The organism is Streptomyces sp. NPDC057307 (assembly GCF_042667665.1).
Lineage (GTDB): Bacteria > Actinomycetota > Actinomycetes > Streptomycetales > Streptomycetaceae > Streptomyces.
In genome coordinates this window covers 1-13,154 of record NZ_JBHUZM010000076.1, presented here as the reverse complement: position 1 = coordinate 13,154, position 13,154 = coordinate 1, and the positions used below count along the sequence as shown (strand labels likewise).

The window sequence follows — 13,154 nt, the reverse complement described above, 5'->3', positions numbered from 1 at the left end:
GCGACCCTATCCCCGACCACTGACAATCGCGGAAGGCCGCCACATTCCAGCAACATTGCCTTCACACAAGACCCGTCACAATGGGGAAATCATGATCCGATTCGAGCACGTCACCAAGCGGTACCCGGACGGCACCACGGCCGTCGACGACCTCAGCCTGGAGGTCGGAGCGGGCGAGCTGGTCACGCTCGTCGGACCGTCGGGCTGCGGCAAGACCACCACCATGAAGATGGTCAACCGGTTGATCGAACCGACCGAAGGCCGGATATTCATGGACGGGGACGACATATCGACCATCGACCCCGTCCAGCTCCGGCGCCGGATCGGCTATGTGATCCAGCAGGTCGGCCTCTTCCCCCACAAGACGATCCTGGAGAACACGGCGACCGTCCCCCATCTCCTGGGCTGGCAGCGCGGCAAGGGCCGTGCGCGCGCCGCCGAACTCCTCGACCTGGTCGGCCTCGACCCGTCGGTCTACGGAGACCGCTACCCCGAGCAGCTCTCCGGCGGACAGCGCCAACGCGTCGGCGTGGCACGGGCCCTGGCCGCCGACCCGCCCGTCCTGCTGATGGACGAGCCCTTCGGCGCGGTCGACCCCGTCGTACGCGAACACCTCCAGAACGAGTTCCTGAAGCTCCAGGCCGCCGTCAACAAGACCGTGCTCTTCGTCACGCACGACATCGAGGAGGCGGTCCGGCTCGGTGACCGGATCGCCGTCTACGGGCAGGGCACGATCGAGCAGTTCGACGCCCCCGCCGCCGTGCTGGGCGCGCCGGCCACGCCGTACGTCGCCGACTTCGTCGGCGCGGACCGCGGCCTCAAGCGGCTCTCGGTCACGCCGATCGAGGAGGGCGACCTGGAGCAGCCGCCCGTCCTGCATCTCGACGACCCGCTGCGGGCCGCCGCGGCGAAGCTTTCCAAGGAGGGCGCGCGCTGGGCGGTCGTCCTGGACGCCGAGGACAATCTGCACGGCTGGATCTCCACCGAGCAGACCGGCTCCTCGGGCACCGTACGGGAGCACGCCCGCCGTATGGAGGCATGGCTGCCCGTCGGCGCCTCTCTCAAGCAGGCGTTCTCCACGATGCTCCAGCACGACGCCGGCTGGATCGCCGTCATCGACAAGGAGGAGACGGGGCGCTTCCTCGGCGTGCTGACCCCGGCCCGGCTGCACGAGGCGCTGCGCCGCTCGATCGACGCGGACGCGCACGCCATCCCCCGCACCGAGGTGGAACTGGAGACCGTCGCCCAGATCGCGGCGTCCTGACCCCGGCCGGGCCCCCGGACCTCCGGGGGGGGACCGCCGCCCGCTGCGGGGCGTACCCGGCACGTACGGGCCTAGGGCCTGTCTTCAAAGTAGCGCCGTCCGCCCGTAGGGCGGGGCCTGCGCCCGCCGCGGAGCGGCTGATGTCTCGTTGGTGCGGTGCATCGCAAGGCGGAGGATCGGCCTCGTACTGGGCGTACTTGGTCGATTCCGACAACGCGGCGAGGTGCCGTGCCAGGCGTCGCAGGCCAGGCGGGACTTTGAAGACAGGCCCTAGGGTGGGACGTATGAGTACGTTGCGCGGGCAGGGCGGCAGGGGCACGGTCGACGGCCTGCCCGAGTGGGGCCGCTGCGCGGTCATGGGGGTCGTCAACGTGACGCCCGACTCCTTCTCCGACGGCGGCCGCTGGTTCGACACCACCGTCGCCGTCAAGCGCGGCCTCGATCTGGTCACCGAGGGCGCCGACCTGGTGGACGTCGGCGGCGAGTCGACGCGCCCCGGCGCCACGCGGGTCGACGAGGACGAGGAACTGCGGCGGGTGGTGCCCGTCGTGCGGGGCCTGGCCTCCGAGGGCGTCACGGTGTCCGTGGACACCATGCGGGCCTCCGTCGCCGAACAGGCGGTGGCCGCCGGCGCGGTCCTGGTCAACGACGTCAGCGGCGGCCTCGCGGACCGGGCCATGGTGCCCGCCGTCGCCGACGCGGGCGTGCCCTTCGTCGTCATGCACTGGCGCGGCTTCAGCCAGGGCATGAACAGCCGCGCGCTCTACACGGACGTCGTCGGCGAGGTCATGGCCGAACTGCGCGAGCGCGTGGCGGCGGTCGTCGCGGGCGGCATCGCCCCCGAGCGCCTGGTGATCGACCCCGGCCTCGGCTTCGCCAAGAACGCGGAACACGATCTCGCGCTGCTGGCCCATCTGGCGGACCTGCGGGCGGTGGGCAGGCCCCTGCTGGTCGCCGCGTCCCGCAAGCGGTTCCTCGGCCACGTACTGGCCGGTGAGGGCGGACCGCCGCCCGCGCGCGAGCGGGACGCCGCCACCGCCGCCGTATCGGCGATCGCCGCGCACGAGGGCGCGTGGGCGGTGCGGGTGCACGAGGTACGCGCGACCGCCGACGCCGTCCGCGTCGCGCGCGCCGTCGAAGGGGCCAGGTGAGGAGCCTGCCGAGCGAAACGGACAGGGAGCGGGTCGACGCGCTCAACACGGCCTTCTACGAAGCCATGGAGCGCGGTGACCTCGACGGGCTGTCCGCGCTGTGGCTGGACGGCGACAGCCCCGGTGTCAGCTGCGTCCACCCGGGCTGGCCAGTACTCTCCGGGCGCGGCGAGGTGCTGCGCTCGTACGCGCTGATCATGGCCAACACCGAGTACATCCAGTTCTTTCTTACTGATGTCGTCGTGTCCGTCGCGGGCGACACCGCTCTCGTGACCTGCACCGAGAACATCCTCAGCGGCGGACCGGCCGAGGAGAGCGGCGCGCTCGGCCCGCTCGTGGGCCAGCTGGTGGTCGCGACGAACGTGTTCCGCCGCACCGCCGACGGCTGGCGGGTCTGGTCCCACCACGGCTCGCCCGTTCTGGCCGAAACCGACGACGAGAAGGACGACGAAACTCCCGCCTGAATGGGTAAGCGACCTTACGAGGGCCGGTCCCGTGCCGCCGGAACTACCTGCGGTTCCCCGTCGCGCGGAGCCCGTCGCGGACGCCGTCCGCGGCGCCCGAGGCCCCCACGGGCAGGCCGTGTCGGTGCCCGCGAGTAGATTCGACCGGGGACATCAGCCGTCCGCATACGGCATAGTGCCCCACTTGACCAACGACAGCAGGAGTGATTCGCGTGGACCGTCTCGCGCTGCGCGGCCTCAAGGCCCGTGGGCACCATGGCGTCTTCCCCCGGGAGCGCGAGGAGGGGCAGACCTTCATCGTGGATCTGGTGCTGGGCCTCGACACCCGCCCCGCCGCGGCCGGCGACGACCTGACGAGGACCGTCCACTACGGAATCGTGGCGGAGGAGGTCGTGGCCGTCGTGCGGGGCGAGCCGGTCGACCTGATCGAGACGCTCGCCGAGCGCATCGCGGCCCAGTGTCTGAAACACGACGGCGTCGACGAGGTCGAGGTGACGCTGCACAAACCGGACGCCCCGATCACGGTGCCCTTCGACGATGTGACCATCACCATCACCCGGAGCCGAGTATGAATCCCCAGAGCGACCCGACCGTCCAGCCGGTGCCGGCCTCGGTGGTGGCGCAGGTCGACGCGGCGGACATCACCCTGTCCAACCCGAAGCGCGCCGTGATCAGCCTCGGGTCCAACCTCGGCAACCGGCTGGAGACCCTGCAGGGCGCCATCGACGCGCTGGAGGACACCCCGGGCCTGCGGGTCAAGGCGGTGTCGCCGGTGTACGAGACGGTGCCCTGGGGCGTCGAACCGGGCTCCCAGCCCTCGTACTTCAACGCGGTCGTCGTGGTGAAGACCACGCTGCCGCCCTCGTCCCTGCTGGAGCGGGCCCAGGCCGTCGAGGAGGCTTTCGACCGCGTCCGTGTGGAGCGCTGGGGGCCGCGCACGATCGACGTCGACATCGTGGCGTACGCGGACGTCGTCTCGGACGACCCGGTGCTCACCCTGCCGCACCCGCGCGCCCATCAGCGGGCGTTCGTGCTGGTGCCCTGGCACGACGTGGAGCCCGAGGCGCTGCTGGCCGGGCGGGGTACGGTCTCCGAACTGCTCGCGGTCGTGGAGCAGGACGGCGTCGAGCCGCGCGCCGACCTGGAACTCCGGCTGCCGGACTAGTCGTTAGGCTCTGCGAATCGGTCCGTTGATCGGTCGGTTGATCGGTCCATCGGTCATGGGTGCCGATGGCGTGTGCGCGCGTGTGCGTTTCGAGTACGGGTGAAGGGTGGGCAGTCGCGGTGAGGCAATTGCGGATCGGGGTTCTGGCGGGCCTCTTCGCCGTGGCCGGGGTGCTCTCGTGGGGCGGTACGCGCCTCTGGGACTCGCTCGGCACCCTGCCCAGCGTGCCCCTCGCGGCGCCCATCGTCCTCGCGGTGATCGCCGTCGTCCTCGCGGCGACGGCGCTCTCGCTGCGGTCCCGGCTGCGCGCCCAGCGTGAGCGCCGGCCGGGAGCCAAGGGCGTCGATCCGCTGATGGCGGCCCGTGCGGTCGTTTTCGGCCACGCGAGCGCGCTGGTCGCGGCGCTGGTCGCCGGGATGTACGGCGGGACGGGCGTCTTCCTGCTCGGCTCCCTGGACATCCCCGCCCGGCGGGACCAGGCGTACTACGCGGGAGCCTCGGTGCTGGCCGGCATCGGGGTGATCGCCGCCGCGTTCTTCCTGGAGCGCGTCTGCAGGCTCCCCGACGGACCCGACGACGAGCATCAGGGCCACGGCACCGCCCACGCCTGATCGCGCCGGCGGCGGTACCGGCCGCCGCGTGCGGTACCGGTCGTGCTTCAGCGGGCCATGATCAGGCTCATCGCCTCGTTGCGGGTCGCCGGGTCGCGCAGCTGCCCCCGTACCGCCGAGGTGATCGTCTTGGCGCCGGGCTTGCGCACCCCGCGCATGGACATGCACATGTGCTCGCACTCGACGACCACGATCACGCCGCGCGGCTCCAGGATCTTCATCAGCGAGTCCGCGATCTGCGTGGTCATCCGCTCCTGCACCTGCGGTCTGCGCGCGTACACGTCCACCAGCCGCGCCAGCTTCGACAGCCCGGTGATCTTCCCGTCGGCCGACGGGATGTACCCGACGTGCGCGACGCCGTGGAACGGCACCAGATGGTGCTCGCAGGAACTCTGCACCTCGATGTCCTTCACCAGGACCATCTCGTCGTGGCCGATGTCGAACGTCGTCGTCAGGACGTCCTCCGGCCGCTGCCACAGCCCCGCGAATATCTCCTTGTACGAGCGGGCCACCCGGCCCGGCGTCTCACGCAGGCCCTCGCGGTCCGGGTCCTCCCCGACCGCGATCAGAAGCTCCCGTACGGCGTTCTCGGCCCGCTTCTCGTCGAAGTCGCCGATCACACCCTCGCCGTCCAGCCTTACGGGATTGGTCATCTGGGCCTCGTTCCTCCGCCGTTCCGTGCACGGCCACACAAATGCCGCGCCCCATCAGGCTAAGACCTGTGGGACGCGGCATCTATTCCGGGCCTGGTGAGAAGCCCGGGATCAGCTTTCCGGTCGCTCCTCCGGAACGGCCTCGGCCGCCGGGTCGCCGGTCGTCACACCGGGAAGCGCGCCGTTGGTGCCGGTCGCTCCGTTGGTGAGGGCCAGCTCCTTGGGCGAGAGCACCGGAGGACGTGTCGAAGGCGTACGCCGTGAGGAGCCGGTCCAGGCCGGACGGGCCGGGCGCCGCACGATCGTCGAGAAGATCTCGGCGATCTGCTCCTTGTTGAGCGTCTCCTTCTCCAGCAGCGCGAGGACCAGGTTGTCGAGAACGTCGCGGTTCTCGACGAGGATCTCCCAGGCCTCGTTGTGCGCCGTCTCGATCAGCTTCTTGACCTCTTCGTCGACCAGCGCGGCGACCTCTTCCGAGTAGTCGCGCTGGTGGCCCATCTCACGCCCGACGAAGGGCTCGGTGTTGTCGCCGCCGAACTTGATGGCGCCGAGCCGCTCGGTCATGCCGTACTGCGTGACCATGGCCCGTGCCGTCGCCGACGCCTTCTCGATGTCGTTGGCCGCGCCGGTGGTCGGGTCGTGGAAGACCAGTTCCTCCGCCGCGCGCCCGCCCATCATGTAGGCCAGCTGGTCGAGCATCTCGTTACGCGTGGTCGAGTACTTGTCCTCGTCCGGCAGGACCATGGTGTAACCCAGGGCCCGGCCGCGGGACAGGATCGTGATCTTGTGCACTGGGTCGGAGTTCGGAGACGCCGCCGCGACCAGGGCGTGGCCGCCCTCGTGATAGGCGGTGATCTTCTTTTCCTTCTCGGACATGATCCGGGTCCGCTTCTGCGGGCCCGCCACGACTCTGTCGATGGCCTCGTCCAGGGAGTGGTTGTCGACGAGCTTCTTGTCGCCGCGCGCCGTGAGGAGCGCCGCTTCGTTCAGCACGTTCGCCAGGTCCGCTCCGGTGAAGCCGGGCGTACGACGGGCGACAGCGCCCAGATCGACGTCCGGGGCGACCGGCTTGCCCTTCTGGTGGACCTTGAGGATCTCCAGACGGCCCTGCATGTCCGGGCGGTCGACCGCGATCTGGCGGTCGAATCGTCCCGGGCGCAGCAGCGCCGGGTCGAGGATGTCGGGCCTGTTCGTGGCGGCGATCAGAATGACGCCGCCCTTCACGTCGAACCCGTCCATCTCGACGAGCAGCTGGTTGAGCGTCTGCTCGCGCTCGTCGTGGCCACCGCCGAGGCCCGCACCGCGGTGCCGGCCGACGGCGTCGATCTCGTCGACGAAGACGATCGCCGGGGCGTTCGCCTTGGCCTGCTCGAAGAGGTCGCGCACTCGGGAGGCACCGACACCGACGAACATCTCGACGAAGTCGGAACCGGAGATCGAGTAGAACGGGACGCCGGCCTCACCGGCGACCGCGCGGGCGAGCAGCGTCTTGCCCGTACCGGGCGGGCCGTAGAGCAGCACGCCCTTCGGGATCTTGGCGCCGACCGCCTGGAACTTCGCGGGCTCCTGGAGGAACTCCTTGATCTCGTGAAGTTCCTCGACGGCCTCGTCGGACCCCGCGACGTCGGAGAACGTCGTCTTGGGGGTGTCCTTCGTAATGAGTTTGGCCTTGGACTTCCCGAACTGCATGACTCGGGAGCCGCCGCCCTGCATCTGATTCATCAGGAACAGGAAGACCACGACGATGAGGACGAACGGCAGCAGGGAGAGCAGTACGGAGACGAACGGACTCTGCTTCGAGGGCGACACCGTGTAGCCCTGCTTGATGTCGCCGCTCTCGAACTTGGCCTGGAGCTTGTCGGCCAGTCGCGAGCCCTGTGCGCCGATGTAGCTGGCCTGGACCTTGTCGCCGCCCTGGACCTTGGTGCCGTCCTTGAGGTCGATCTTGATGATCTGTTCGTCGCCTGTGGTCAGCTTGACCTGGTCGACCTGGTTCTTGTCGATCGCCTGGACGACCTCGCCGGTGTCCACCGTCTTGTAGCCGCCCGACGAGCCGACGACCTGCATCAACACGACCACGGCGAGGACGGCCAGCACGATCCACATGACCGGCCCACGGAAGTATCGCTTCACGTCCATCCATACGGAGCGAGAACGCCCCGTCCCTCCTGCCCGTAGGTAAATGCTGCTGTGAGAAAAGACTGTTCTTCGGACCGTACCCCAGCATTGTCACCCGCGACCGCACGGGACTGCCGGTAAACCGGTCTTCCCATGCTCCAACGGCGGGAAGGGTGCGGGGGTTCCCGGCCCGGCCCGGCGGGCCGGGTGCCCGGGTCAGCCGCCGTACACATGGGGGGCGAGTGTGCCGACGAATGGCAGATTGCGGTACTTCTCCGCGTAATCAAGGCCATAACCGACGACAAACTCATTGGGAATGTCGAATCCGATCCATTTCACATCGATCGCGACCTTTGCGGCATCCGGCTTACGGAGCAGCGTGCAGACTTCGAGCGAGGCGGGCTCGCGCGAGCCGAGGTTCGACAGCAGCCACGAGAGCGTCAGGCCCGAGTCGATGATGTCCTCGACGATCACGACGTGCTTGCCCTTGATGTCGGTGTCCAGGTCCTTGAGGATCCTGACCACGCCGGACGACTGCGTCCCGGCGCCGTACGAGGACACGGCCATCCAGTCCATCGTCACAGGGGTGGACAGCGCACGCGCCAGGTCCGCCATCACCATGACGGCGCCCTTGAGGACGCCGACGAGGAGGACGTCCTTGCCCGCGTACTCCGCGTCGATCTTGGCGGCCAGTTCGACCAGCTTCGCGTCGATTTCTTCCTTGGTGATGAGCACCGACTGGAGGTCGGCGCCCATGTCCTTGTGGTCCACCCGCATCACTTTCGTTGTCGGCCAGGAGGCCGGAACTCGCCACCCCGGAGACACAGCCGTCGTGCTTCAGCGCTTCAGCCCTGCCGGATGACCAGTCTGCCACCCTGCCGTTGGGCCTCGACGCGGCCCGGCAGGTTGATGGCGCCCTGGCCGCGCCAGCCCGTGATCAGGCGGTCGACCTCCTCGATGTGCCGGGCGAAGAGCGATCCGGCGGGCGCCCCCGCCACGACCGCGGCCCGGCGCAGCACCCGGCGGCGAACGGCGGGCGGCAGCGCGTACAGCTTGGCGCATTCCAGCTGTCCGGCATCGTCCCGCACGGCGGACTCGACGTCGGCGGCCCACGCGTCGAGGGCGTCGGCGTCGTCGCGGGAGAGCTGCGCCGTACGGGCCAGGGCCTCGACAACGCCCTTGCCGAGCGCCTTCTCCAGGGCGGGCAGGCCCTCGTGGCGCAGGCGCGAGCGGGTGTACGCGGGGTCGGCGTTGTGCGGGTCGTCCCAGACCGGGATCGCCTGGACCAGGCAGGCCTTGCGGGCCGTCTGCCGGTCGAGCTGGAGGAAGGGGCGGCGGTAGCGTCCGGTGGCGCCGGAGACGGGGGCCATGCCGGAGAGCGAGCGGGTGCCGGAGCCGCGGGCGAGGCCGAGCAGGACCGTCTCGGCCTGGTCGTCCCGGGTGTGGCCCAGTAGGACGGCGGCGGCGCCGTGGCGCTCGGCGGCGGCGTCCAGGGCGGCGTAGCGCGCGTCGCGGGCGGCGGCCTCGGGCCCCCCGTCGCGACCGACGGTCACGGCGACGGACTCGACGGGGTCGAGCCGCATGGCGGCGAGCCGGGAGACGACTTCGGCGGCGCGGACCTCGGAGCCGGCCTGGAGGCCGTGGTCGACGGTGACGGCGCCCGCGCGGACGGAGAGCTTGCGGGCCTCGAAGGCGAGGGCGGAGGCGAGCGCCATGGAGTCGGCGCCTCCGGAACAGGCGACGAGCACCAGCGGCCGGTCGTCGGCCGGGAGCGGTGCGGCGGCGCGGTCGCCGACGGCTGCCGGGGTGCGCCGGAAGCGCTCGTTGTCGGAGCTCGCGAGTTCGGAGCATTCGGTGATGACGTCGTGGAGTACGCGGCGGACCGCCAGGCGTATCGCCGCGACCGCAGGATGGGGACCCATGTCCGGTGCCCTTCGTGATGTTTGGGGGGTGCCTCGGTCGGAGTAGGGACGGGGTTCAGTCACACAGAGTGCGTCGATGGTGACAGAACCGGGCCGTTCCCCGAGCATTGCACGCCTACCCACCGCCCACGGTCCCTCGGATGGGTGATGCTGGCCCATTCCGGTGGACACGTGTGGACGTTGACATCAGGCACGGGGCCTCGCGGCCGCCTCTTTAGGAGGCCGTTGCCCCTTCTGACGGGGTTTAGGAGTCGGCCTTGCGGTGCACCCGCGCGATCCAGTCCGCCGGCTTGGCGATCTCCGCCTTCGTGGGAAGGGTGTTGGGGGAGGTCCACACACGGTTGAAGCCGTCCATGCCGACCTCGTCCACCACGGCTCGTACGAAACGCTCCCCGTCCCGGTACTGCCGCAGCTTCGCGTCCAGCCCCAGCAGCTTGCGCAGCGCCTGATCGAGCCGGCTGGCGCCCTTGGCCCTGCGCTGCTGGAACTTCTCGCGGATCTCGGCCACCGAGGGGACGACCTGCGGCCCGACGCCGTCCATCACGTAGTCGGCGTGGCCTTCGAGCAGCGACATGACTGCGGTGAGGCGGCCGAGGATCTCCTTCTGGCCAGGCGTCTGCACCAGGTCGACCAGGCTCCGGCCGTCCTCGGCCTCCTCGCCCTCGGGGCGGCTGCCGGTCAGCGACTGGGCCGCTTCACGCAGGCGTTCCACGAAGGTCGAGGGGTCGACGTCGGTCTCCTCCAGGAATGACTGGATCTCGCCCTCAAGGTGGTCACGGAGCCACGGCACGCCGGTGAACTGGGTGCGGTGGGTCTCCTCGTGCAGGCAGACCCAGAGTCTGAAGTCGTGCGGGTCGACTTCCAGTTCACGTTCGACGTGGACGATGTTCGGCGCGACGAGCAGCAGCCGGCCACCGCCGCCGTCGCTCGAAGGGAGGTCGCGGCTCGGCGGGGCGAACGTCTCGTACTGGCCGAGGACGCGGGAGGACAGGAACGACAGCAGCATGCCCAGCTCGACGCCGGTCACCTTGCCGCCCACGGCCCCGAGGACGGCGCCGCCCGCCGTGCTCGACCGGCGGTCCTGCATCTTGTCGAGGAGGGGCTTGAGCAGCTCACGGAAGCCCGCGACGTTCGCCTTGATCCAGCCCGCCCGGTCCACGACCAGGACCGGGGTGTCCCGTGGCTCATGGCCTTCCGGGATCATCCGCGTGAAGGCGCGCACGTGCTCCTCGGCCGCCTTGGCGTGCCGCCGCAGCTCGGCGACGATCTCGCGGGCCTCGTCCCGGGTCACTTCCGGTCCCGGCCGCGCGAGGCGGGTCGCGGTTGCCACCGCGAGATTCCAGTCCACCATCTCGGCCCCACCGATGCTCGTCATGCGTCAACCGTACGTGCTCGGGCCGAAAGGCGGTGAGGTGTCGGCCGGGCCGTTGCCGTCCCGGCCGGTCCTCGTCGGTGCGTGCCGGGGCGTGCCCGGCACCGCGTCGACGCGGTGCTCGGCGCGTGTGGCCGCGCCTGTCACCGCGTGGGGGCGGCGGTGGGTCAGGACACGAGTTCCGCCGAGAGGTGGTCCAGGGCCCGTTGGGCCGTATCGGGGGCCGGGGCCTTCTCCGCCAGGAAGGCGAAGGCGAGCAGCCGTCCGCCGGGGCCGACGACCGTGCCCGCCAGCGAGTTCACGCCGGTCAGCGTGCCGGTCTTGGCGCGGATCAGCCCACTGCCGGTGATCGCGTCGGCATCGGCGTACCGGCCCTGGAGCGTGCCGCTGAATCCGGCCACCGGGAGGCCGGTGAGAACCGGCCGCAACTCGGTCCGGTCGGGATCGGCCGCGCGGGCGAGCAGCGCGGTGAGCAGGCCGGTGGTGATCCTGTCGTGGCGGTTGAGGCCGCTGCCGTCGCGCAGGAGCGCGCCGTCGACCGGCAGTTTCTGCTCCTTGAGCTCGGCCTGGACGGCCTGTTGGGCGCCGGCGAAGCTCGCGGGCCTGCCCGCCTTGATGGCGGTCTGCCGGACGAGTGACTCGGCGATGTCGTTGTCGCTGTTCGTCAGCATCCGTTCGACCAGGGCGGACACGGGGCGCGAGTAAGTGACGGCGAGACGGTCGGCGTCCTTGGGGGCCTTGCCCTTGGCCGGGGGCTTCGAGGTCTTGAGGCCGCGTTCGCGCAGCAGCTCGGCGAAGACGTCGGCGGCGTCGCCCGCCGGGTCGCCGCTGCGCGGTGCCGGGCCGCCGAAGGAGTCGCGGGCGGAGTCGTCGAGGCGGCCCTGGCCGGCCATCAGGGCGGTGACCGGGGCGATGTTGTCGTTGGGGCCGATCGGGTGTTCGCGGGGCCCGGAGTAGAGGGACACGTCGAAACGGACGGTCACCTCGTGCACGCCTCGGTCCCGCAGCTCGCGGGCGGTGTCCTCGGCGAGGGCGCGCAGGCCCTTCCGGTCGAGGGTGGCGTCGCCGCCGCCGACGAGGGTGATCTCGGTCGGCCTCTCGTCGCCCTTGCCGTCGCCGCTCTCGTCCTCGCTCGGGTTCCTGCTCCCGCTGCCCTTGTCGTCGCCCTTGTCCTTGCCCTTGCCTTCGCCGGTGACCACGGTGGTGGGGATGCGGTGGTCCGGGCCGAGTGCCGAGAGGGCGGCGACCGCCGTGGCGATCTTGATGGTGGAGGCCGGTGTCATCGGCCGGTCGGCGCGCTCGCCGAACAGCTGCTCGCCCGTCGCCACATCGACGACGGACGCGGCGGGTGCGGGTCCGAGGTCGGGAGATCCGAGCAGCGGGCCGAGAGTCTTCCTGAGGTCGGCGGGAAGGTCGGCGGGGGCGGACAGGGACTCGACCGGTGCGGCGAGTTCGTCGAGCACTCCGGCGGCGCTGGGCGCGGGCGCGGGCTTGCCCGGGTGGCCGCTCGGGTGATGTGCGCCACCTGTACGGCCCTGAGCGGCCGCCCAGTCGCGCTCGGCCTTACGCTGACCGGAGTCCCAGGGGCCGGCCATGGCCACCGCCCCGGCCGCGAACACCAGGCCGAGCACGGCTGAACCTGCCGTGAGCTGCCACACTTTCGGCTCAAGCACGGTTGACCAGCCCCTTTCGCGATCACACAGCTGCGTGGGGGACACTTAATCACTGCGCGTTGCCACGAGCACGGTGCCCCGGCCAACGATGGCCGATCCTGCTCGGCGCCGGGGTCGGACCCGGTGACGTGCGGTATCACCGACAGCAGCATCACCGACAGTTGTGTTGATCATGGAGGAGCCACCCGTGGAGTTCGACGTCACCATCGAGATCCCTAAGGGTTCGCGAAACAAGTACGAGGTGGACCACGAGACCGGCCGCATCCGCCTCGACCGTCGTCTCTTCACCTCGACCAGCTACCCGGCCGACTACGGCTTCGTGGAGAACACCCTCGGCGAGGACGGCGACCCGCTGGACGCGCTGGTCATCCTGGACGAGCCGACGTTCCCCGGCTGTCTCATCAAGTGCCGCGCGATCGGCATGTTCCGGATGACGGACGAGGCCGGCGGCGACGACAAGCTGCTGTGCGTCCCCGCCTCGGACCCGCGCGTGGAACACCTGCGGGACATCCACCACGTGTCGGAGTTCGACCGTCTGGAGATCCAGCACTTCTTCGAGGTCTACAAGGACCTGGAGCCCGGCAAGTCGGTCGAAGGCGCCGACTGGGTGGGCCGCGCCGAGGCGGAGGCCGAGATCGAGGCCTCGTACAAGCGCCTTGAGGCGCAGGGCGGCGCGCACTGAGCGCCCGTCCCACACCGCCTCGGCCCTGAGGGGTCGGGAGCCCGCGCCTACGAGCGGCGGGCGGCGCACCGTGCGGGTG

13 protein-coding genes are annotated in these 13,154 nt (G+C 70.5%); 7 read left to right on the top strand and 6 right to left on the bottom strand.

From position 1 onward, the window contains the following. Nucleotides 1-91: 91 nt before the first annotated feature. The 6 genes from ACFUN8_RS23720 (at nt 92) to ACFUN8_RS23695 (ending at nt 4,655) form a co-directional block, all read left to right on the top strand. Complete coding sequence (locus tag ACFUN8_RS23720; protein ID WP_383641026.1) at nt 92-1,264, top strand: ABC transporter ATP-binding protein; 1,173 nt, start codon at nt 92-94, stop codon at nt 1,262-1,264. Between the two features lie 284 nt (nt 1,265-1,548). Continuing rightward, nucleotides 1,549-2,415, top strand: coding sequence for a dihydropteroate synthase (folP, locus tag ACFUN8_RS23715; RefSeq protein WP_383641024.1), 867 nt, complete (start codon nt 1,549-1,551; stop codon nt 2,413-2,415). Nucleotides 2,416-2,420: 5 nt separating this feature from the next. Further along, nucleotides 2,421-2,879 carry a nuclear transport factor 2 family protein gene (locus tag ACFUN8_RS23710; protein WP_383641075.1) on the top strand — a complete coding sequence of 153 codons (459 nt, stop codon included), beginning with the start codon at nt 2,421-2,423 and terminating at the stop codon, nt 2,877-2,879. 212 nt (nt 2,880-3,091) lie between these two features. Continuing rightward, nucleotides 3,092-3,451 (top strand): dihydroneopterin aldolase, encoded by a 360-nt coding sequence (gene folB / locus ACFUN8_RS23705; RefSeq protein WP_383641021.1) that lies wholly within the window; start codon nt 3,092-3,094, stop codon nt 3,449-3,451. Then, nucleotides 3,448-4,044 carry a 2-amino-4-hydroxy-6-hydroxymethyldihydropteridine diphosphokinase gene (gene folK, locus ACFUN8_RS23700; protein ID WP_383641018.1) on the top strand — a complete coding sequence of 199 codons (597 nt, stop codon included), beginning with the start codon at nt 3,448-3,450 and terminating at the stop codon, nt 4,042-4,044. The genes folB and folK overlap by 4 nt, the downstream gene beginning before the upstream one ends. 119 nt (nt 4,045-4,163) lie before the next feature. Continuing rightward, nucleotides 4,164-4,655, top strand: coding sequence for a DUF3180 domain-containing protein (locus ACFUN8_RS23695; protein WP_383641015.1), 492 nt, complete (start codon nt 4,164-4,166; stop codon nt 4,653-4,655). 47 nt (nt 4,656-4,702) lie between these two features. On the opposite strand, the gene folE is transcribed toward ACFUN8_RS23695, so the two are convergent. From folE to dacB, 6 genes are all read right to left on the bottom strand, one after another. Next, nucleotides 4,703-5,308: a GTP cyclohydrolase I FolE gene (gene folE / locus ACFUN8_RS23690; RefSeq protein WP_383641012.1), complete on the bottom strand. Its 606-nt coding sequence runs from the start codon at nt 5,306-5,308 to the stop codon at nt 4,703-4,705. A 111-nt stretch (nt 5,309-5,419) separates the two neighbouring features. Further along, nucleotides 5,420-7,447 (bottom strand): ATP-dependent zinc metalloprotease FtsH, encoded by a 2,028-nt coding sequence (gene ftsH / locus ACFUN8_RS23685; protein WP_383641008.1) that lies wholly within the window; start codon nt 7,445-7,447, stop codon nt 5,420-5,422. 195 nt (nt 7,448-7,642) lie between these two features. Then, nucleotides 7,643-8,203: a hypoxanthine phosphoribosyltransferase gene (gene hpt, locus ACFUN8_RS23680; protein ID WP_023539606.1), complete on the bottom strand. Its 561-nt coding sequence runs from the start codon at nt 8,201-8,203 to the stop codon at nt 7,643-7,645. A 68-nt stretch (nt 8,204-8,271) separates the two neighbouring features. Continuing rightward, complete coding sequence (tilS, locus tag ACFUN8_RS23675) at nt 8,272-9,348, bottom strand: tRNA lysidine(34) synthetase TilS (RefSeq protein WP_383641004.1); 1,077 nt, start codon at nt 9,346-9,348, stop codon at nt 8,272-8,274. 244 nt (nt 9,349-9,592) lie between these two features. After that, nucleotides 9,593-10,723 carry a zinc-dependent metalloprotease gene (locus ACFUN8_RS23670; protein WP_383641001.1) on the bottom strand — a complete coding sequence of 377 codons (1,131 nt, stop codon included), beginning with the start codon at nt 10,721-10,723 and terminating at the stop codon, nt 9,593-9,595. Nucleotides 10,724-10,887: 164 nt separating this feature from the next. Further along, nucleotides 10,888-12,393 (bottom strand): D-alanyl-D-alanine carboxypeptidase/D-alanyl-D-alanine-endopeptidase, encoded by a 1,506-nt coding sequence (gene dacB, locus ACFUN8_RS23665; RefSeq protein ID WP_383640998.1) that lies wholly within the window; start codon nt 12,391-12,393, stop codon nt 10,888-10,890. Between the two features lie 187 nt (nt 12,394-12,580). Between dacB and ACFUN8_RS23660 the strand changes: the two genes are divergently transcribed. Next, the gene (locus ACFUN8_RS23660; RefSeq protein WP_003968257.1) at nt 12,581-13,075 is read left to right on the top strand and encodes an inorganic diphosphatase; all 495 of its coding nucleotides are present in this window, start codon (nt 12,581-12,583) and stop codon (nt 13,073-13,075) included. The last annotated feature ends 79 nt before the right edge of the window (nt 13,076-13,154 follow it).

What these genes read in the sequence shown, in the direction of transcription:
- ACFUN8_RS23720 (WP_383641026.1), top strand. Translation starts at nt 92, where the DNA reads ATGATCCGATTCGAGCACGTCACCAAGCGGTACCCGGACGGCACCACG.
- folP (WP_383641024.1), top strand. Translation starts at nt 1,549, where the DNA reads ATGAGTACGTTGCGCGGGCAGGGCGGCAGGGGCACGGTCGACGGCCTG.
- folK (WP_383641018.1), top strand. Translation starts at nt 3,448, where the DNA reads ATGAATCCCCAGAGCGACCCGACCGTCCAGCCGGTGCCGGCCTCGGTG.
- folE (WP_383641012.1), bottom strand. Translation starts at nt 5,308, where the DNA reads ATGACCAATCCCGTAAGGCTGGACGGCGAGGGTGTGATCGGCGACTTC.
- ftsH (WP_383641008.1), bottom strand. Translation starts at nt 7,447, where the DNA reads ATGGACGTGAAGCGATACTTCCGTGGGCCGGTCATGTGGATCGTGCTG.
- hpt (WP_023539606.1), bottom strand. Translation starts at nt 8,203, where the DNA reads ATGCGGGTGGACCACAAGGACATGGGCGCCGACCTCCAGTCGGTGCTC.
- tilS (WP_383641004.1), bottom strand. Translation starts at nt 9,348, where the DNA reads ATGGGTCCCCATCCTGCGGTCGCGGCGATACGCCTGGCGGTCCGCCGC.
- ACFUN8_RS23670 (WP_383641001.1), bottom strand. Translation starts at nt 10,723, where the DNA reads ATGACGAGCATCGGTGGGGCCGAGATGGTGGACTGGAATCTCGCGGTG.